The organism is Pseudomonas sp. GW823-FHT04A03 (assembly GCF_058796615.1).
On the sequence record NZ_JBXAIV010000001.1, the window covers coordinates 1,310,338 to 1,329,614 of the forward strand.

At 61.5% G+C, this 19,277-nt stretch carries 19 protein-coding genes; 12 read left to right on the forward strand and 7 right to left on the reverse strand.

Annotated elements, in window-relative coordinates:
- Positions 1 to 34 precede the first annotated feature (34 nt).
- Positions 35 to 1,402 carry an NAD(P)-dependent oxidoreductase gene (locus tag AC1Q9F_RS05630; protein WP_492618712.1) on the forward strand — a complete coding sequence of 456 codons (1,368 nt, stop codon included), beginning with the start codon at positions 35 to 37 and terminating at the stop codon, positions 1,400 to 1,402.
- Positions 1,403 to 2,677: an NAD-dependent dihydropyrimidine dehydrogenase subunit PreA gene (gene preA / locus AC1Q9F_RS05635; protein WP_492618711.1), complete on the forward strand. Its 1,275-nt coding sequence runs from the start codon at positions 1,403 to 1,405 to the stop codon at positions 2,675 to 2,677.
- 55 nt (positions 2,678 to 2,732) lie between these two features.
- On the opposite strand, the gene AC1Q9F_RS05640 is transcribed toward preA, so the two are convergent.
- Positions 2,733 to 3,353: a TetR/AcrR family transcriptional regulator gene (locus AC1Q9F_RS05640; RefSeq protein ID WP_007952885.1), complete on the reverse strand. Its 621-nt coding sequence runs from the start codon at positions 3,351 to 3,353 to the stop codon at positions 2,733 to 2,735.
- A 146-nt stretch (positions 3,354 to 3,499) separates the two neighbouring features.
- Between AC1Q9F_RS05640 and AC1Q9F_RS05645 the strand changes: the two genes are divergently transcribed.
- Genes AC1Q9F_RS05645 through copD form a run of 3 tightly spaced genes read left to right on the forward strand, consistent with a single transcriptional unit; the run spans position 3,500 to position 5,205 of the window.
- Positions 3,500 to 3,934 carry a GNAT family N-acetyltransferase gene (locus AC1Q9F_RS05645; protein WP_492618710.1) on the forward strand — a complete coding sequence of 145 codons (435 nt, stop codon included), beginning with the start codon at positions 3,500 to 3,502 and terminating at the stop codon, positions 3,932 to 3,934.
- A 47-nt stretch (positions 3,935 to 3,981) separates the two neighbouring features.
- Complete coding sequence (gene copC, locus AC1Q9F_RS05650) at positions 3,982 to 4,344, forward strand: copper homeostasis periplasmic binding protein CopC (RefSeq protein ID WP_108562568.1); 363 nt, start codon at positions 3,982 to 3,984, stop codon at positions 4,342 to 4,344.
- 3 nt (positions 4,345 to 4,347) lie between these two features.
- Positions 4,348 to 5,205: a copper homeostasis membrane protein CopD gene (copD, locus tag AC1Q9F_RS05655; protein WP_492618709.1), complete on the forward strand. Its 858-nt coding sequence runs from the start codon at positions 4,348 to 4,350 to the stop codon at positions 5,203 to 5,205.
- A gap of 2 nt (positions 5,206 to 5,207) precedes the next feature.
- On the opposite strand, the gene AC1Q9F_RS05660 is transcribed toward copD, so the two are convergent.
- Together AC1Q9F_RS05660 and AC1Q9F_RS05665 are read right to left on the reverse strand one after the other, a co-directional pair.
- On the reverse strand, positions 5,208 to 6,350 hold the full coding sequence (locus AC1Q9F_RS05660; RefSeq protein ID WP_007952890.1) for an HlyD family secretion protein: 1,143 nt from the start codon (positions 6,348 to 6,350) through the stop codon (positions 5,208 to 5,210).
- On the reverse strand, positions 6,347 to 8,002 hold the full coding sequence (locus AC1Q9F_RS05665) for an MFS transporter (RefSeq protein ID WP_492618708.1): 1,656 nt from the start codon (positions 8,000 to 8,002) through the stop codon (positions 6,347 to 6,349). The genes AC1Q9F_RS05660 and AC1Q9F_RS05665 overlap by 4 nt, the downstream gene beginning before the upstream one ends.
- Positions 8,003 to 8,197: 195 nt before the next feature.
- On the opposite strand from AC1Q9F_RS05665, the gene AC1Q9F_RS05670 reads away from it, so the two are divergent.
- Positions 8,198 to 9,148 (forward strand): polysaccharide deacetylase family protein, encoded by a 951-nt coding sequence (locus tag AC1Q9F_RS05670; RefSeq protein ID WP_492618707.1) that lies wholly within the window; start codon positions 8,198 to 8,200, stop codon positions 9,146 to 9,148.
- 46 nt (positions 9,149 to 9,194) lie between these two features.
- Here AC1Q9F_RS05670 and AC1Q9F_RS05675 read toward each other — a convergent pair whose 3' ends face one another.
- The 3 genes from AC1Q9F_RS05675 to AC1Q9F_RS05685 are packed head-to-tail and all read right to left on the reverse strand — an operon-like array spanning position 9,195 to position 11,626.
- Positions 9,195 to 9,995, reverse strand: coding sequence for a sulfite exporter TauE/SafE family protein (locus tag AC1Q9F_RS05675; protein ID WP_492618706.1), 801 nt, complete (start codon positions 9,993 to 9,995; stop codon positions 9,195 to 9,197).
- A 9-nt stretch (positions 9,996 to 10,004) separates the two neighbouring features.
- Positions 10,005 to 11,249 (reverse strand): NAD(P)/FAD-dependent oxidoreductase, encoded by a 1,245-nt coding sequence (locus tag AC1Q9F_RS05680; protein ID WP_492618705.1) that lies wholly within the window; start codon positions 11,247 to 11,249, stop codon positions 10,005 to 10,007.
- A 38-nt stretch (positions 11,250 to 11,287) separates the two neighbouring features.
- Positions 11,288 to 11,626, reverse strand: coding sequence for an ArsR/SmtB family transcription factor (locus tag AC1Q9F_RS05685; protein ID WP_007952897.1), 339 nt, complete (start codon positions 11,624 to 11,626; stop codon positions 11,288 to 11,290).
- Positions 11,627 to 11,724: 98 nt separating this feature from the next.
- Between AC1Q9F_RS05685 and AC1Q9F_RS05690 the strand changes: the two genes are divergently transcribed.
- Together AC1Q9F_RS05690 and AC1Q9F_RS05695 are read left to right on the forward strand one after the other, a co-directional pair.
- On the forward strand, positions 11,725 to 12,588 hold the full coding sequence (locus AC1Q9F_RS05690; RefSeq protein ID WP_492618704.1) for an MBL fold metallo-hydrolase: 864 nt from the start codon (positions 11,725 to 11,727) through the stop codon (positions 12,586 to 12,588).
- A 127-nt stretch (positions 12,589 to 12,715) separates the two neighbouring features.
- Positions 12,716 to 13,576 carry a tyrosinase family protein gene (locus AC1Q9F_RS05695; RefSeq protein WP_492618703.1) on the forward strand — a complete coding sequence of 287 codons (861 nt, stop codon included), beginning with the start codon at positions 12,716 to 12,718 and terminating at the stop codon, positions 13,574 to 13,576.
- Positions 13,577 to 13,590: 14 nt separating this feature from the next.
- Here the strand turns inward: AC1Q9F_RS05695 and bkdR are convergent, their stop codons facing one another.
- A complete protein-coding gene (bkdR, locus tag AC1Q9F_RS05700; RefSeq protein ID WP_085602691.1) occupies positions 13,591 to 14,079 on the reverse strand; it encodes a Bkd operon transcriptional regulator BkdR in 489 nt (162 codons plus the stop codon).
- Between the two features lie 185 nt (positions 14,080 to 14,264).
- On the opposite strand from bkdR, the gene AC1Q9F_RS05705 reads away from it, so the two are divergent.
- Genes AC1Q9F_RS05705 through lpdA form a run of 4 tightly spaced genes read left to right on the forward strand, consistent with a single transcriptional unit; the run spans position 14,265 to position 19,219 of the window.
- Positions 14,265 to 15,500, forward strand: a complete 1,236-nt coding sequence (locus tag AC1Q9F_RS05705) for a 3-methyl-2-oxobutanoate dehydrogenase (2-methylpropanoyl-transferring) subunit alpha (protein ID WP_007952906.1) — start codon at positions 14,265 to 14,267, stop codon at positions 15,498 to 15,500.
- A gap of 1 nt (position 15,501) precedes the next feature.
- On the forward strand, positions 15,502 to 16,560 hold the full coding sequence (locus tag AC1Q9F_RS05710; protein WP_003224000.1) for an alpha-ketoacid dehydrogenase subunit beta: 1,059 nt from the start codon (positions 15,502 to 15,504) through the stop codon (positions 16,558 to 16,560).
- Positions 16,561 to 17,841 (forward strand): dihydrolipoamide acetyltransferase family protein, encoded by a 1,281-nt coding sequence (locus tag AC1Q9F_RS05715; RefSeq protein WP_492618702.1) that lies wholly within the window; start codon positions 16,561 to 16,563, stop codon positions 17,839 to 17,841. It abuts the gene before it with no gap.
- 4 nt (positions 17,842 to 17,845) lie between these two features.
- Positions 17,846 to 19,219: a dihydrolipoyl dehydrogenase gene (gene lpdA, locus AC1Q9F_RS05720; protein ID WP_492618701.1), complete on the forward strand. Its 1,374-nt coding sequence runs from the start codon at positions 17,846 to 17,848 to the stop codon at positions 19,217 to 19,219.
- The last annotated feature ends 58 nt before the right edge of the window (positions 19,220 to 19,277 follow it).

Consider the following 19,277-nt stretch of genomic DNA (forward strand, 5'->3'; position numbering starts at 1 on the left):
CAGAAAACCTCAATTAACCGTGAGGCAAAAAACCGTGATCGAGACCCTGAACCATCTCCCGCATCCGCACGAAAGTGCGGCCGCCCTCGCCGGCCATTTCACCGATCTGGCGCCGCCGCTAAACGACCGTCAGGCACATCTGGAAGCCTCGCGCTGCCTGTATTGCTACGACGCGCCGTGCGTGAATGCGTGCCCAAGCGAGATCGACATTCCGTCGTTCATCCGCAATATCCATCAGGACAACGTGCGCGGCGCGGCGCAGAAAATCCTTTCGGCGAACATCCTCGGTGGCAGTTGCGCGCGGGTCTGTCCGACCGAGATCCTCTGCCAGCAAGCCTGCGTGCGCAACAACGCCCACGAATGCGCGCCGGTGCTGATCGGTCTGCTGCAACGCTATGCCGTGGACAACGCGCACTTCACCGAGCACCCGTTCCAGCGCGCCGCCGCTACCGGCAAACGCATCGCGGTGGTCGGTGCCGGCCCGGCTGGCTTGTCCTGTGCCCATCGCAGTGCGATGCACGGGCATGACGTGGTGATATTCGAAGCGCGCGAGAAGGCTGGCGGACTCAACGAATACGGGATCGCCAAGTACAAACTGGTCGACGACTACGCGCAGAAGGAACTGGATTTCCTCCTGCAAATCGGCGGCATCGAAATCCGCCACGGTCAGAAACTCGGTGAGAATCTGACCCTCAGCGAACTGCACCAACAGTTCGACGCGGTGTTCCTCGGCCTCGGTCTGAACGCCAGCAAGCAACTCGGCCTGGCCCACGAAGACGCCCCCGGCCTGCTCGCCGCCACCGACTACATCCGCGAACTGCGCCAGGCCGATGACCTGTCGCAACTGCCGCTGGCCGAACACTGCATCGTCCTCGGTGCCGGCAACACCGCCATCGACATGGCCGTGCAAATGGCCCGCCTCGGTGCCCACGACGTCAATCTGGTCTATCGCCGTGGCGCGGCGGACATGGGCGCCACCGGCCATGAACAGGACATCGCCAAGGCCAATCAGGTGCGGCTGCTGACCTGGGCGCAACCGGAGGAAGTGCTGCTCGACGCTCAGGGCAAGGTGCGCGGCATGCGCTTCGCCCGCACCCATCTGGTGGACGGTCGTCTGCAAACCACTGGCGAGACTTTCGAGTTGGCCGCCGATGCGATCTTCAAAGCCATCGGCCAGGCCTTCGACGGCAGCGCCCTCGCCGACCCGCTGGCCCGCGAACTCAAGCGTCAGGGCGAACGCATCCAGGTTGATGAAAACCTGCGCACCAGCATCCCCGGCGTGTATGCCGGTGGCGACTGCACCAGCCTCGATCAGGACCTGACCGTGCAAGCGGTGCAACACGGCAAACGCGCCGCCGAGGCGATCAACGCTCAACTGATGCTCAACGTGGAGGCTGCGTAAATGGCCGATCTCTCGATTGTCTTCGCCGGAATCAAAGCCCCCAATCCGTTCTGGCTGGCCTCCGCGCCGCCGACCGACAAGGCCTACAACGTGGTGCGCGCCTTCGAGGCCGGCTGGGGTGGCGTGGTCTGGAAAACCCTGGGTGAGGATCCGGCGGCGGTCAACGTGTCGTCGCGTTATTCGGCGCACTACGGCGCCAACCGCGAAGTGCTGGGCATCAACAACATCGAACTGATCACCGACCGCTCGCTGGAAATCAACTTGCGGGAAATCACTCAGGTGAAGAAGGACTGGCCGGATCGCGCGCTGATCGTGTCGCTGATGGTGCCGTGCGTCGAGGAGTCGTGGAAACACATCCTGCCGCTGGTGGAAGCCACCGGCGCTGACGGCATCGAGTTGAATTTCGGCTGCCCCCACGGCATGCCCGAACGCGGCATGGGCGCGGCGGTCGGTCAGGTGCCGGAGTACGTCGAGCAAGTCACACGCTGGTGCAAGACCTATTGCTCGCTGCCGGTGATCGTCAAGCTGACACCGAACATCACCGACATCCGCGTCGCCGCGCGTGCGGCCCATCGCGGCGGTGCCGATGCGGTGTCGCTGATCAACACCATCAACTCGATCACCAGCGTCGACCTGGAACACATGGTCGCCCTGCCCACTGTTGGCAGCAAAAGCACCCACGGCGGTTATTGCGGTTCGGCGGTCAAGCCGATCGCGCTGAACATGGTCGCGGAAATCGCCCGTGATCCGCAGACCCAAGGCTTGCCGATCTGCGGAATCGGCGGCATTGGCAGCTGGCGTGATGCAGCGGAATTCATTGCCTTGGGCAGCGGCGCGGTGCAGGTGTGCACAGCGGCGATGCTGCATGGTTTCCGGATTGTCGATGAGATGAAGGATGGTTTGTCGCGGTGGATGGACAGTCAGGGTTACGCCAGCATCGCCGAGTTTTCCGGGCGGGCGGTGGGCAACACCACGGACTGGAAGTACCTGGACATCAACTATCAGGTGATCGCGAAGATCGACCAGGAAGCGTGCATCGGTTGCGGGCGTTGCCACATCGCCTGCGAAGACACATCACACCAGGCGATCAGCAGCCTGAAACAGGCCGATGGCAAGCATCAATATGAAGTGATCGATGACGAGTGTGTGGGGTGCAATCTGTGCCAGATCACCTGCCCGGTGGCGGACTGCATCGAGATGGTGCCGATGGAAACGGGCAAGCCGTTTCTGGACTGGAATCATGATCCGAGGAATCCCTACCATGTCTCACCTTGAGGCATGCGCCGTCTGAGTTGAAAGATCGTCCCACGCTCCGCGTGGGAACGATCAGTTACGGCTCCAAACCTATCCCCCGCAAAATCACACTCGTCACCGTCTGCACCGCCCGCTCGAACTGCATGTCCGACAGCGGCTGGTGCTCATTCAAAATATTCACCTGATGATCAAAGTCGGCATAGTGCTGCGTCGACGCCCAGATCATGTACAGCAGGCTCGACGGCTCCACCGGCAAAATCCGCTTGTCCTCGACCCACTGCCGGATCTTCGCCTCTTTCATCTTCGCCCAGTCGTACAGGCTCACATCCAGCGCCTCGCCGAGGGTCGGGGCGCCGTGGATGATTTCGTTGGCCCAGACTTTCGAGCCATACGGCCGGCTGCGCGAGTGGTTCATCTTGGCGCGGATGTAGCTGCTGAGCACCACGCGCGGATCGTCGAACATCTCGAAGCACAGCGCGTCCTGCTTCCACACTTCCAGCAGGTCGAACAGCACCGCGCTGTACAGCTCGCTCTTGGTCGAAAAGTAATAATGCAGATTGGATCGCGGCAGCTGCACTTCAGCAGCAATGTCCGCCATAGCGGTGCCGCCGAAACCTTTTTCGGCGAAGACTTTTTCCGCCGCCAGCAGGATCTTGTCGACGTTGGTGCGGCGGATTTCGATCTTGTGATTGCCCATGAGGGCTCCCTGAAGACAACGTTGTTGAAGACTAGCATCCGCTCTGGGCAAGGGGCGACAGCCGAGAACGATTCTTCACACACTTGGGCTTTTTTCTGGTTTAGGATCGCCCTCCTTCTCCCCGTCAGACACTGAAGGATCTGTCCATGACCATTCGAAAGCGCATCGCTGCGGATGATCCGCAGCTCGCCGCATTGTGGGAGCGTTCGGTTCGCGCCACTCATGATTTTCTCCCGGAAGACGACATCCATCGGCTGTTCCCGCTGGTGCGTGACACCTACCTGCCCGCGCTGGATGTGCACGTCTTCGAGAACCCCGACCATTCCCCGGCAGGCTTCATCGCCACTGATGACGACACCGTGCAGATGCTGTTCATCGACCCGGCGTTTCGTGGCCAGGGCATCGGCCGACGCCTGCTCGACCATGTCCGCCGCCCGCTGCTGAAGGTCGACGTCAACGAACAGAATCCGCAGGCCCACGGCTTCTATCGGCACTACGGATTTGAGGACATCGGCCGCTCGGCATTCGACGGCGAAGGCCGGCCCTTTCCGGTGATTCACATGCGCCTGAAAGCCCTGTGATCCACGTTCTATACTCAGCCCGCCATTTCACTGAAAGGAATCTTTCCATGTCGATGAAAAAACTGTTCACCGCTGGCGCGCTGCTGGCTTCGCTGGTCGTCACTTCCCAGGCGTTCGCTCACGCCCATCTGAAAAGCCAGACCCCGGCTGCCGACAGCACCGTCGCGGCACCGGCGGATCTGCGTCTGGTGTTTTCCGAAGGCGTCGAAGCCAGCTTCACCAAAGTCACCGTGACCCACGATGGCAAGCCGGTGGCGGTCAAACCGCTGACCACCGAAGGTGACAAGAAAACCCTGATCGTCACCCCCGAAGCACCGCTGACCGCTGGCGAATACAAGGTCGAATGGCATGCGGTGTCGGTCGACACGCACAAGAGCGAAGGCGCCTATCAGTTCAAGGTTGGCCAGTAATTCATGAGTGAGGCGCTGGTGCTGTGCCGGTTTCTGCATTTCATCGTGGTGTTGATGCTGTTCGGGGCCTGGCTGTTCAGGCCGCTGCTGCTCAAAGGTGAAGCGCCGACACTGGATCGACACCTCGCGCGACTGGTTCGCTGGCTGGCGGCGATTGCCCTGGCCAGCGGCGTCATCTGGGCGTTGTTGATTACCGCAAGCATGGCCGGTTCGGCGACTGCCGCGTTTGATCCGGCCACCGTCGAGCTGGTCCTCGGTCATACGTTTTTCGGTCAGGTCTGGCGCTGGCATCTGTTGATCAATGCGCTTTTGCTGGCGTTGCTGTTTACGCCGTGGCGTTCGAACCGGCCATTGCGACTGGGCCTGAGCGCGCTGCTGCTGATGACGCTGGCGCCGGTCGGTCATGGGGCGATGCTCGATGGCTTCAGCGGGCAAATGCTGATCCTCAATCAGGTGATACACCTGACCTGCGTCGGCGCGTGGCTCGGCGGGCTGCTGATGCTGGTGATGATCCTGCGCCAACGTCACGAAGACATGCGCGAAGTCTTGCAGCGATTCAGCGGGCTCGGCTACGGGCTGGTCGCCGGTCTGCTGATCACCGGGCTGATCAACGTGCGCGTGCTCACCGGCCAATGGTGGCCGACGCCGTTGTTCTCGGGGTTCGCCCTGATCCTGTTGATCAAGGCGCTGCTGGTGCTCGGCATGCTTGCACTGGCGCTGTTCAATCGCCTGCGGATCAATGATTGCGAACAGCGGATCGACACCCTCAAGCGCAGCGTCATGCTCGAATGGCTGCTGGGGATCGGCGCCGTGGCGGCGGTTTCCGTGCTTGGCACCCTGCCGCCGATGATCGCCGCCTGAGCTCAGTGTTTCTGGGTGTCGCCCGCCGCCGTATCAATGCTGACCACCACCGACATCCCCGGCCGCAGGCGCTCGCTCTCCTGCTGATCCGGATCGATGGTGATGCGCACCGGCACCCGCTGGGCGATTTTCACGAAGTTGCCGGTGGCATTGTCGGCCTGCAACAACGCGAATTCGGAACCGGTGCCCGGCGAGATGTGCTGCACGTGGCCGGTGAATTTGCGGTGGTTCAAACCATCAACCGTGAAGCTCGCCGGCTGCCCGACGCGCACATTGTCCATCTGGGTTTCCTTGAGGTTGGCGATCACCCATTTCTGGTTCGGCACCAGCGCCATCAACTGCGCCCCGGAGTTGACGTAAGCGCCCAGACGCACGCCAATCTGCCCGAGCTGTCCGTCACGCGGGGCGATGATCCGGGTGTTGGACAAGTCGATCCGCGCCAGTTGCACCGCGGCATCGGCGCTGGCCACCGCCGCTTCCAGCGAACCGCGATTGACGATCACCGTTTGCAGATCCTGCCGGGCGATTTCCAGATTGGCCTTGGCCTGCGCCACCGCCGCAATGCTTTGCGCGTTGGCGGCCAGCGCCACGTCCATCTCGCGCTTGGACACGGAGCCGTCGTTGACCAGCGCCTTGTTGCGTCGCAGATCCGCCTCGCTTTTGCGTAGCTGCGCTTCGCTGTCGGCCACCACTGCCTGCCGCAGCTTGATCGTGGCTTCGGCGCTGTTGCGCTGCTGCACGACATTGGCCAGTGAGGCCTTCTGCACCGCCAGTTGCGCCAGCGATTGGTCGAGACGTTGCTGATAGATGCGGTCATCGAGACGCACCAGCAAATCCCCCTCCTTCACAAATTGGAAATCCTGCACCGGCACTTCAAACACATAGCCACTGAGCTGCGGGCCGATGATCGTCACCTGACCGCGCACCAGAGCGTTTTCGGTGGTCTCGACCGCGCTGCTGAACGGCGGCAGTTGCCAGGCATAGAGCACGATCAACACGCCGACGATGGCAATCGCGGCAAAGCCCAGCGACGAGATTATCCGCACCCGCAACGAGCGCGGCTCGGTGTTCGGTGATGACGGCGGCGCCACGCCTTCAGGGGTGGCGGCGATGGCATTGGTGGTCGTGGTAGTCGGTTCGGTCATGAAGAAGTGGCACCGCTGGAAGGTACGGAAGGTGTCGGGGCGACGGTTCGGGTAGTGCTGATCAGCCACAGCGCACGGATAGAAATCCAGATCATGGTCAGAATCGCGATCACCGCAATCAGCATGAACACATCGTTATAGGCCAGCACGTTGGCCTCGCGGGTGGCGGCGTTGGCCAGGCTGCGAGTGCCTTGCAGGTTGCGCAGGCTCGGGTCGGCAATCAGGGAGCCGACCGCCGACCCACCGCTCTGCACTCGGGCGGCGACGCGTGGATCGGACATCACCAGTTGCTCGACGATATGACTGGAATGAAACTTCTCGCGCACGATCTGAAACGTCCCCAGCAACGCCGCGCCGATCAGGCCGCCGAGGTTGTTGCAGATCCCGAACAGCACCGAAAAACTCACGAGGTTGCGCGGGTTGGTCAGCACGTTGCGCGTGCCCAGCACCATGGTTGGGCCGAGGAAAAATGTACTGCCGAACGCCAGCAGGAACTGGCTGAAATACAGGTTGCCGGGGCGGGTCAGGTTGTTCGATGAGCTGTCCATGATCGAGCCGGTGGCCATCAACGCCAGCGAAACAATCAGCGGCATCAGCAGATGTTTCGGGTCGATGGTCAGCGCACTGGTCAGCAGCCCGGCGACGCTGCCGATCAGCATCACCACATACAGGCTATGCAGCTGCTGGCTGCTCATGTTCAGGTTTTGCATGAAGCCCACGGCGCCGGTGGATTGTTCCGAGGTCACCATGCGAATCAGGACCACCGCCAGCGCCAGGCGGATCATCACCCCGCTGCCGAGCCAGCGGGTCATCAGCATCGGGTTACTGCGGTTATGTTCGATGGCCAACCCTGCCAGAATCAGGGCAATCGACGCGGCCAGGGCGATGCCGATCCAGTCGGCTTCCAGCCACCAGTCGATCCTGCCCAAGGACAACACGGCGCACAGCAAGGCCACGCCGCTGGCAAGGATCGCAAAGGTGAGGAAGTCGAGGGGTTCGAAAGTCTTGAACCGGTCACCCGGCGGCAGCTTGAGCATCAAGACGCAGCCCAGCGACAGCAGTGCCATGCCCAACTCGAACAGGTACAAGCCGCGCCATTCGGCGATCTGCAACAGGTCTTCGGAAAACAGCCGCGCCAGCGGTAAGGCCAATTGCGAGGTGCCGAGCCCCAGTACCAACGCCTTCATCCGCCATTTGGCCGGGAACGCCTGCACCATGTAATACAGGCCCAGCGAACTCAACGCCGCGCCGACCATGCCGTGGGCCGCACGCACGGCGATCGCCGAATTCAGGTCATTGACGAACAGATGGCCGAAGGTCACCAGCGCATACAGCACCAGAAACACCTCGGTGAACGCCCGCAGACCGAACTGCTGGCGAAACTTCACCAGCAGCAGGTTCATCGATACGTTGGTCATCACATACGCTGCCGGCAGCCACGCCATTTCGGCGGTGGTCGCCCCGAGCGCGCCTTGCAGGTAAGGCAGGTTGGCAACCACCAGCGAATTGCCCAAGCCGCCGGTCAACGCTACCAGCAACCCGACCAGCGCGTAGGCCAGACGCTTGGGGTTGGAGTGCAGCGGCGTCGAGGGGGAACCGGGCAGACTGGGCTTCTCGTGCGGCTGCCAGTTGCGCGGGGCGTATTGGTTCATTGATAGGCCTTGTACGGTGATGGCTTGAGTGTGCCGCAAAACGGCAGCCAAACACATATCCCTGTGGATGCCTGCTCACAGGGGGTTGGGGTGTATTCGTAAATTTTGTTTAAAAGTCATCTCGCCCGCAGCGGATTTTTCCCGGGCCTGGCGAATGCCAACCTTGCAGCACTTCTCAACCTGCAAGGTGCCGATATGACCACTTCCCGCTGGCAACGCTCCCCGCGTCTGCTGAAAAACCTGCTGGCCGCCACGCTGTTGCTGCCCGCCCTCGCCTTCGCCCAGGAACGCCCTTGGCCGGATGGCTCGCAACTGGTGATTTCGGTATCGATGCAATTCGAAACCGGCGGCCAGCCCGAGGGCGCTGAAAGTCCGTTCTCCGGTACACCGCTGCCAAAAGGTTATCCGGACCTGCCGGCGCAGACCTGGTTCGATTACGGCTACAAGGAAGGCCTGTGGCGCATGCTCGATCTGTGGGATCGCACCGGCATCAAAGTCACCTCCCACGTGGTCGGCGAAGCGGCGCTCAAGCACCCGGAACTGGCCAAGGCGATTGCCGAGCGCGGCCATGAGCTGGCGGCCCACGGCATGCGCTGGGCCGATTCGTACAACATGAACTACGCCCAGGAAAAACAGTTCATCGGCGACGGCGTCGCGGCAGTAGAAAAAATCACCGGCCAGCGCTCGGTCGGCTACAACGCCAACTGGCTGCGGCGCAGCCCCAACACGTTGAAGGTGCTGCAGGATCTGAATTTCACCTATCACATCGACGATGTCAGCCGCGATGAGCCGTTCGTGAACATGGTCCGCGGGCGCAAATTCGCCGTGGTGCCGTACACCCTGCGCAACAACGACATCGTGCTGGTCGAGGGCCGACACTTCTCCGCCGAGCAGTTCTACCAGCAACTGGTGCTGGAATTCGATCGCCTCTACGCCGAAGGCGCGAGCAAGCGGCGGATGATGTCGGTGAGTCTGCATGACCGCATCGGCGGCACCCCGGCGATGGTCGAGGCCATGGAGCGTTTTATCCGCTATGCGCAATCCCATCCAAAGGTGACATTCATGCGCAAGGACAAGATTGCCCAGATCGTCCTGACCGAGAAAAACCCGCTGATCGACAATACTGAGGCGGCGTATAACCAGTGACAAAAAAATCGCAGCCGAGGCTGCGATTTTTTCTCTGCTTTACGACTCACGCCCGCAGCAGCATATAAGCCGCAACCACCAGGCACACACTGGCGAATCCCACCTGCAACGTCCTCGCCGGCACTCGCGCGCAGAGTTTGCGGCCAATGATCATGCCGATGATGCTGGCCACGATGAACGACGCGCCCAGATGATCGATGCGCACCCCGGCATGAAACGCGCCGATCACACCGATGGCGGAGATCAGGCTGATGACCATCAAGGATGTGGCGACGATGCCGCGCATCTGCACATCGGTCAGTTGCTTGAACGCCGGCACGATCAGAAACCCGCCGCCAACCCCCAGCAACCCGGACACCACGCCGGTGACCGCGCCCAGTGCCGCGAGGGTCGCGGTGCATTTGGCGGTCCAGTCGAAACGGCCGGTCTGCTCATTGAGCATGCAGTTCTTCTGGCCCCAACTGGCATGGCCATGATCGCTCGGCCCCTCCTGCTGGCGTTCGCGGCGCAGCATGCGCCACGCCACCATCACCATCAGCAGGCTGAACAGGATCATCAAAACCTTTTCCGGCAACTGATGGGCGAAGTAGATGCCCACCGGCGAAAACACCGCGCCGAGCGCCGCAATCAGCAGCGCCGCGCGATAACGCACCAGACCGTGGCGCAAGCCATCAATCGCGCCGACCACCGCCGCGCTGCCCACGGCAAACAACGCCACCGGCGCCGCCTGCGTCATCGTCCAGCCCAGCCCGAGCACCAGCGCCGGCACCGCGAGAATCCCGCCGCCGGCCCCGGTCAGACCGAGGATCAATCCCATCACCACGCCAAACAGACTTGCCAGCAACATAGAGTGTTCTCAGTCGACCCTGGACAGACTTGTCAGCCATTCGCGGCCCTTGAGCATGCCGTTCCAGTAGAACAACGGCAGCAGCGTCGCCTTCAGCCACCAAGCGGAACGGCGCGGCACGGTCGGGTCGAGGGGAAAGGTCGGCAGCAACTTCCCGCCATAGCCGAACTCGGCGAGGATCACCTTGCCCTTCTCCACCGTCAGCGGGCAGGAACCGTAGCCGTCGTACTTCAGCGGCAGCGCCAGCTCTTTGCGCAAGGCGAGCAGGTTTTCCGCCACCACCACGACTTGCTTGCGCACTGCCGCGGCGGTTTTCGCATTGGTGGTGCCGCAGATATCGCCCAGGGCAAACACTTCGGGATAACGCGGGTGTTGCAGCGTGTGCGGGTTGACCTCGCACCAACCGCCGGCGTCGGCCAGCGGACTTTGCGCGATAAAATCCGGCGAAACCTGCGGCGGAACGACGTGCAGCAGATCGAAAGTCTTGGCCTGACGGGTGACGTTGCCGTCCGCATCCTTGACGTCGAACCAGGCGGTTTTCGCCGGGCCGTCGACCTTCACCAGATTGGAATTGAATGCCAGTCGGGCGTTGTATTTTTCGATGTACTTCATCAGCGGCGGCACGAAAGTCGGCACGCCGAACAGCGCGGCACCAGCCAGATTGAACTCGACGTCGACCTTGCTCAGCACATTGCGCTTGAGCCAGTGATCGCAGGACAGGTACAGCGCCTTTTGCGGCGCGCCGGCGCACTTGATCGGGATCGGCGGCTGGGTGAACAGGGCTTTGCCGCCGCGCAGTTTCTGCACCTGATCCCAGGTGTATTGCGCGTGCTGATAGCTGTAGTTGGAGGTGACGCCATGCTGGCCGAGGCTTTCCTGCAGGCCTTCGATCTTCTCCCACGCCAGACGCAGGCCGGGGCAGACGATCAGGTTCTGATAAGTGACGGTGCGTTGATCATTGAGAGTGAGACGGCGCTGGTCCGGGTCGATGCCGGTCACTGCCGCTTGAATCCAGGTGGCCTGACGCGGCATCACCTTGTTCATCGGTCGGGCGGTGTCTTTGGCATCAAAGGCGCCACCGCCGACCAGCGTCCACGCCGGCTGGTAGTAATGCAGGGTGCTCGGCTCGATCACCGTGATTTTCAGGCCGGGATCGCGCTTGAGCAGGCTCGCGACAAAACCGATGCCGGCAGTGCCGCCGCCGATGACCACGATGTCCGCACTGATGGATGGGCCCCAGTGTTGATCGTTCATTGTTTGTTCCTTATGGCTGCACGCAAGGATAGCCGGGTCTATTGCGCCCAGCTTTTGAGCACGGCTCCGCAGTAGAGTCCGGACAGGGTTTTCATCACCTGGATCACTTCGTGACTGGCGAGACCGTAAAAAATGTACTTGCCTTCACGACGGGTCGCGACCAGCCCTTCATCGCGCAGGATGCCCAGTTGCTGGGACAGGGTCGGCTGACGCACGCCGGTCATTTTCTCCAGCTCGCCGACGTTGCGCTCGCCCTGGGTCAACTGGCACAGGATCAACAATCGATCCTCGTTGGCCAATGCTTTGAGCAGCGAACAGGCCTTGGAGGCTGAGGCGCGCAGTTGGGCGACTTCACATTCGGTCAGACTGGATTGCATTTGCAGGATGCCTTCAACGTCACTTAAGCTGCGGACATTATGTGTTTACATAAAGTGTTGCAACCTGACTTTTCACCTTCCTGCACAGGACCGCGTCCATGCCCGCGCTGATTGAAGCTTTCCTCGACCCCGCCTCTTCGACCTACAGCTACGTGGTCTACGAGGCTGACGGCGGGCAGTGCGCAATCGTCGATCCGGTGCTCGATTATGACGGCGCTGCCGGTCGCACTTGCACGGCTCAGGCGGACAAGATCATCGCCTTCGTGCGTACCCATAACCTGCAAGTGCAGTGGCTGCTGGAAACCCATGCCCACGCCGATCACTTGTCCGCCGCGCCGTACCTGCGTCGGGAGCTGGGCGGCAAGATCGCGATTGGCGAGTCGATCAGCAAAGTGCAGAACGTGTTCAAGGCGCTGTTCAACCTGGAACCGGAGTTTTGCGTCGACGGCTCGCAGTTCGATCACCTGTTCGCGCCGAACGAGTCGTTCCGGATCGGCAATCTCAAGGCCACCGCCCTGCACGTCCCCGGCCATACCCCGGCGGACATGGCTTACCTGATCGACGGCGAACAGATTCTGGTCGGCGACACGCTGTTCATGCCCGACGTCGGCACCGCCCGCTGCGACTTCCCCGGCGGCAACGCGCATCAGCTGTTCAATTCGATACACAAGCTGCTGGCCTTCCCCGCCAGCGTGAAGCTCTACGTCTGCCACGATTACCCGCCGCAAGGTCGCGACTCGCAGTGCCAGACCACCGTGGGTGAACAGCGCCAAAGCAATATCCACGTGCATGACGGCGTCGACGAAGCCGCGTTTGTCGAGATGCGCACCAAGCGCGATGCAGGGTTGGGCATGCCGACGCTGTTGCTGCCGGCGATTCAGGTGAATGTGCGCGCAGGAAATTTTCCGCCGGCGGAAGGCAATGGCGTTGTCTACCTGAAGATTCCGATCAACTCCGTGTAAGAAAAAATCATTGAAGGAACCGGTAACAAGGGGATTCGTACCTGTCACGTCGGATCCCATGAACTGGGCGTAATCCCGCCCGACAGGCAGACTTCATGGGGTAATCAACCCATGGAGATTTGGCAATATGGATATTCGCCGTAACCACCGCGACCTGACGCCGGAACAGAAACACGCCTTCGTAAATGCCATTCTGATACTGAAAAACCAGACGCCCAGCGTGCTTCGCCCGGGCCAGCAGAGTCGCTACGATGACTTTGTACAGATCCACAAGAATTCCATGGGACGAGGTAACCCGATCTTCCCCAACCCCCATGGAACCCCTTTATTTTTTCCTTGGCATCGCATCCTGATTCGCCAGTTCGAACTGGAATTGCAAGCCGCCGCAGACAACCCGACCATCACACTGCCGTACTGGAACTGGAGCATGAATGGTGCGGATGACCCCTTTACTGACGATTTCATGGGCAGAGACGGCGACCCGACGCAAAACCAGCGGGTCACCATTGGCCCGTTTGCCCTCGAGCGTCGTTTATTCGGAATGAAGGTCTGGGATGGTGAGACAGGAGATGCAGGCTTGCGGCGCAACTTCGGAGCAGGTCCCTCACCGCTTCCCTCTGCGCAGGATGTCGAGACCGTATTGAACAGGACGCCCTACTGGCTTGAGCCGACCGGATGGGAAAACCTGACGGAAATGATGCACAACGATGTGCATGCCTGGGTTGGAGGCAACATGGGCGAAGCCTCCTCTCCCAACGACCCGTTGTTCTTCCTGCACCACTGCTATCTCGACTTTCTCTGGGAGCGCTGGAAACGCAAACACCCTACAGAGCCGGTGATTGCGTTTCCCGAGAACGCACCACACGGGATGCTCGGCTCCACTCTGATATTCAATCCAGACAATGAACCTGCGCCCTGGTTGCAGCCTTTCAGGGTCGAACAGACCTTGAACACGGAAAGTCTGGATTACGGCTATGCGGATCTTTGATCAGGGCTGAGCACTCAGCTCCCGAGGATCAGGCCATTGGCCGGTAATGGCAGTGCCGTCTTGTAACGCACCTGCTTGAGCGCAAAGCTTGACCGGATGTTCGCTACGCCTGGGACTTTGGTCAGAAAATCCATCATGAAGCGTTCGAGCGCCTGAATGGTCGGCACCAGCACCCGGATCAGATAGTCCGGGTCGCCGGCCATCAGGTAGCACTCCATGACTTCCGGGCGGTCGGAAATCGCCTCTTCGAAATGCTGCAGCGCTTCCTCAACCTGCTTCTCGAGACTGACGTGGATGAACACGTTGACGTGCAGCCCCAGCAGGTCGGCGTCCAGCAGGGTCACCTGCTCGCGGATCAGCCCCAGTTCTTCCATCGCCTTGACCCGGTTGAAGCATGGCGTCGGCGAGAGATTCACCGAGCGGGCCAGGTCGGCGTTGGTGATGCGCGCGTTCTCCTGAAGGCTGTTGAGAATGCCGATGTCGGTACGGTCCAGTTTGCGCATGAGACAAAACCACCTGTTTTTTATGTTTATGCAGAATTTCTATCTGCAAATGATCTCCAGTGCAACGAAACAGAGAGAAATATTCTTCTTGCCCGGGCCTATGATTGTTGTAGGACAAGATTTCTTTTATCGAAGAATGACTGCCAGCTCACTACAAGAAATTCACAAGATCGAGCGTAGAAGCCATGACCCAAGCGTATGAACCGCTGCGTCTGCACGTCCCTGAACCCTCGGGCCGCCCAGGCTGCAAAACCGATTTCTCCTACCTGCATCTGACCGATGCCGGCACGGTGCGCAAACCTTCCATCGACGTAGAACCCGCCGACACCGCCGACCTGGCCCGTGGCCTGATCCGCGTGCTCGACGACCAGGGCAACGCCCTCGGCCCATGGGCTGAAAACGTGCCGGTCGAGATCCTGCGCAAAGGCATGCGCGCCATGCTCAAGACCCGGATATACGACAACCGCATGGTGGTCGCCCAGCGTCAGAAAAAAATGTCGTTCTACATGCAGAGCCTCGGCGAAGAAGCCATCGGCAGCGCTCAGGCCCTGGCCTTGAACATCGACGACATGTGCTTCCCGACCTATCGCCAGCAAAGCATTCTGATGGCCCGCGACGTACCGCTGGTCGACCTGATCTGCCAACTGCTGTCCAACGAGCGCGATCCGCTCAAGGGCCGTCAGTTGCCGATCATGTACTCGGTCAAGGACGCCGGCTTCTTCACCATTTCCGGCAACCTCGCCACTCAGTTCATTCAAGGCGTGGGCTGGGGCATGGCGTCGGCGATCAAGGGCGACACCAAAATCGCCTCGGCCTGGATCGGCGACGGCGCCACCGCCGAATCGGACTTCCACACCGCCCTCACCTTCGCCCACGTTTACCGTGCGCCAGTGATCCTCAACGTGGTCAACAACCAGTGGGCGATCTCGACCTTCCAGGCCATCGCCGGTGGTGAAGCCACCACCTTCGCCGGACGCGGCGTCGGTTGCGGCATCGCCTCATTGCGCGTTGATGGCAACGATTTCTACGCGGTCTACGCCGCCTCCGCCTGGGCTGCAGAACGCGCCCGCCGCAACCTCGGCCCGACCATGATCGAATGGGTCACCTACCGCGCCGGCCCGCACTCGACCTCCGACGATCCGTCCAAATACCGTCCTGCCGACGACTGGAGCCACTTCCCGCTGGGCGACCCGATTGCCCGCCTGAAACAGCACCTGATCAAGGTTGGCCACTGGTCGGAAGAAGAGCACGCCGCCGTCAGCGCCGAGCTCGAAGCCGAAGTGATCGCCGCGCAGAAACAGGCCGAACAGTACGGCACCCTCGCCGGCGGCCAGATTCCGAGCGCCGCGACCATGTTCGAAGACGTCTACAAAGAGATGCCGGAGCACTTGAAGCGCCAGCGTCAGCAGTTGGGGATCTGACATGAACGATCACAACAACAATATTCAGTTGGAAACCGCCATGACCACGACCACCATGACCATGATCCAGGCCCTGCGCTCGGCCATGGATGTGATGCTTGAGCGTGACGACAACGTTGTGGTGTTCGGCCAGGACGTCGGCTACTTCGGCGGCGTGTTCCGTTGCACCGAAGGCCTGCAGACCAAGTACGGCACCTCGCGGGTGTTCGACGCGCCGATCTCCGAGAGCGGCATCGTCGGTGTCGCCGTGGGCATGGGCGCTTATGGCTTGCGCCCGGTCGCCGAGATTCAGTTCGCCGACTATGTGTACCCGGCATCCGACCAGATCATTTCCGAAGCCGCGCGCCTGCGCTATCGCTCGGCCGGCGAGTTCACCGCGCCGATGACCCTGCGCATGCCTTGCGGCGGCGGCATCTACGGCGGCCAGACCCACAGTCAGAGCATCGAGGCGATGTTCACTCAGGTCTGCGGCCTGCGCACCGTCATGCCGTCCAACCCGTATGACGCCAAAGGATTGCTGATCGCCTCCATCGAAAACGATGACCCTGTGATCTTCCTCGAGCCAAAACGTCTGTACAACGGCCCGTTCGACGGCCACCACGACCGCCCGGTAACCCCGTGGTCGAAACACCCGCAAGCTCAGGTGCCGGACGGTTACTACACCGTGCCGCTGGATGTCGCCGCCATCACCCGTCCGGGCAAGGACGTGACCGTGCTGACCTACGGCACCACGGTGTACGTGTCGCAAGTGGCTGCTGAAGAAAGCGGCGTTGATGCTGAAGTCATCGACCTGCGCAGCCTGTGGCCGCTGGACCTGGAAACCATCGTCAAATCCGTGAAGAAAACCGGCCGTTGCGTCGTGGTTCACGAAGCCACCCGCACCTGCGGTTTCGGCGCCGAACTGGTGTCGCTGGTGCAAGAGCATTGCTTCCATCACCTGGAAGCGCCGATCGAACGCGTCACCGGTTGGGACACCCCCTACCCGCACGCGCAGGAGTGGGCGTATTTCCCTGGGCCGTCCCGAGTGGGCGCGGCGCTGAAACGGGTCATGGAGGTCTGAATGGGCACGCACGTTATCAAGATGCCGGACATCGGCGAAGGCATCGCAGAAGTAGAACTGTCGCAGTGGCACGTAAAGGTCGGCGATCTGGTCGTTGAAGATCAGGTGCTGGCGGATGTGATGACCGACAAGGCGATGGTCGATATTCCCTCGCCAGTCCACGGCAAGGTGATTGCGCTGGGCGGTCAGCCGGGCGAAGTGATGGCGGTCGGCAGCATTCTGATCAGCATCGAGGTTGAAGGCGCGGGCAATCTGAAGGAGTCGGACAAACCGGCGCCTGCTGCGGCGAAAGAAACACCTGTCTTAGCAAAAGTTGAAGCTGTCGTTGAAAGCAAACCTGCTGTTGCCGCACCGCGTCCGGCGGCTGCCGTTTGCCAGGGCCCGATGGTTGCCCGCGAAGCCGATGAGCGTCCGCTGGCCTCGCCAGCCGTGCGCAAACATGCGCTGGACCTGGGCATTCAATTGCGTCTGGTGCGCGGTTCCGGTCCGGCCGGTCGCGTATTGCACGAAGACCTCGATGCCTATCTGGCGCAAGGTCAGTCGAACGCTTCGGCGCCGGTCGCTGCCGCGTACGCTCAGCGCAACGATGAAGAACAGATTCAAGTGATCGGCATGCGCCGCAAGATTGCCCAGCGCATGCAGGACGCCACTCAGCGTGCCGCGCACTTCAGTTATGTCGAGGAAATCGACGTCACCGCGATTGAAGAACTGCGTGCACACCTGAACGAAAAACATGGTGCGAGCCGTGGCAAGCTGACATTGCTGCCGTTCCTGGTGCGCGCACTGGTCGTCGCCCTGCGCGACTTCCCGCAGATGAACGCCCGTTACGACGACGAAGCCCAGGTCATCACCCGCCTCGGCGCGGTGCATGTCGGCGTCGCGACCCAAAGCGATGTCGGCCTGATGGTGCCGGTGGTGCGTCACGCCGAGGCGCGCAGCCTGTGGGACAGCGCGGCAGAAATCTCCCGCCTCGCCACCGCCGCCCGCAATGGCAAGGCCAGCCGCGATGAACTGTCCGGCTCGACCATCACCCTGACCAGCCTCGGCGCCCTTGGCGGCATCGTCAGCACCCCGGTGCTGAACCTGCCGGAAGTCGCGATCGTCGGCGTCAACAAAATCGTCGAACGCCCGATGGTCGTCAAAGGCCAGGTGGTGATCCGCAAGATGATGAACCTCTCCAGCTCCTTCGATCACCGCGTGGTCGACGGCATGGACGCGGCGCTCTTCATCCAGGCCATTCGTGGTCTGCTCGAACAACCCGCGACCCTGTTTGTGGAGTGATGGCATGCAATCTCTGAACACCACGCTGCTGATCATCGGCGGCGGCCCCGGCGGTTACGTGACGGCCATTCGCGCCGGGCAACTGGGCATTTCGACCATTCTGGTCGAGGGCGAATCGCTGGGCGGCACCTGCCTGAACATCGGCTGCATTCCGTCGAAAGCGCTGATCCACGTGGCCGAACAGTTTCACCAGACTCAACACCACAACCAGCATTCGGCACTGGGCATCAGCGTTTCGGCGCCGACCCTCGACATCACCAAGAGCGTTGAATGGAAGGACGGCATCGTCGATCGCCTGACCACCGGCGTCGCCGCGTTGCTGAAGAAGCACAAGGTTCAGGTCATCAACGGCTGGGCCAAGGTCATCGACGGCAAGACCGTGGAAGTCGGCGACACCCGCATCCAGTGCGAGCATCTGGTGCTGGCCGCCGGTTCGAAAAGCGTCAACCTGCCAATCCTGCCGATTGGCGGGCCGATCATTTCGTCCACCGAAGCGCTGGCGCCGAAGTCGGTACCGAAACGCTTGATCGTGGTTGGCGGTGGTTACATCGGTCTGGAGCTGGGCATTGCCTACCGCAAGCTTGGCGCCGAGGTCAGCGTGGTCGAGGCGCAGGATCGGATCCTGCCGGCCTACGACGCCGAACTGACCCAACCGGTGCACGATGCGCTGAAGCAATTGGGCGTGAAGCTGTATCTCAAGCACAGCGTGCTGGGCTTCGACGGGACGTTGCAGGTGCGCGATCCGAACGGCGATACCCTGAACTTGGAAACCGATCAGGTGCTGGTGGCCGTCGGTCGCAAACCCAATACCCAGGACTGGAACCTTGAAGCGCTGAACCTGGACATGAACGGCTCGGCGATCAAGATCGACAGCCGCTGCCAGACCAGCATGCGCAACGTCTACGCCATCGGCGACCTGAGCGGCGAGCCGATGCTGGCCCACCGCGCCATGGCTCAGGGCGAGATGGTTGCCGAGCTGATCAGCGGCAAGACCCGCGAATTCAACCCGACCGCCATTGCTGCCGTGTGCTTTACCGACCCGGAACTGGTGGTCGTCGGCCAGACGCCGGACGAGGCCAAGGCGGCCGGACTTGACTGCATCGTGTCGAACTTCCCGTTCGCGGCCAATGGCCGGGCGATGACGCTGGAATCGAAAACCGGCTTCGTGCGGGTGGTCGCTCGTCGGGACAATCATGTGATTGTCGGCTGGCAGGCGGTGGGTGTCGGGGTATCGGAGCTGTCGACCGCGTTCGCGCAGAGCCTGGAAATGGGCGCGCGACTGGAAGACATCGGCGGCACCATCCACGCGCACCCGACCCTGGGTGAAGCGGTGCAGGAAGCGGCGTTGCGTGCCCTGGGACACGCGTTGCACCTATGATTTGATCGTTCCCACGCTCCGCGTGGGAATGCAGCCCGGGACGCTCTGCGTCCCAAAG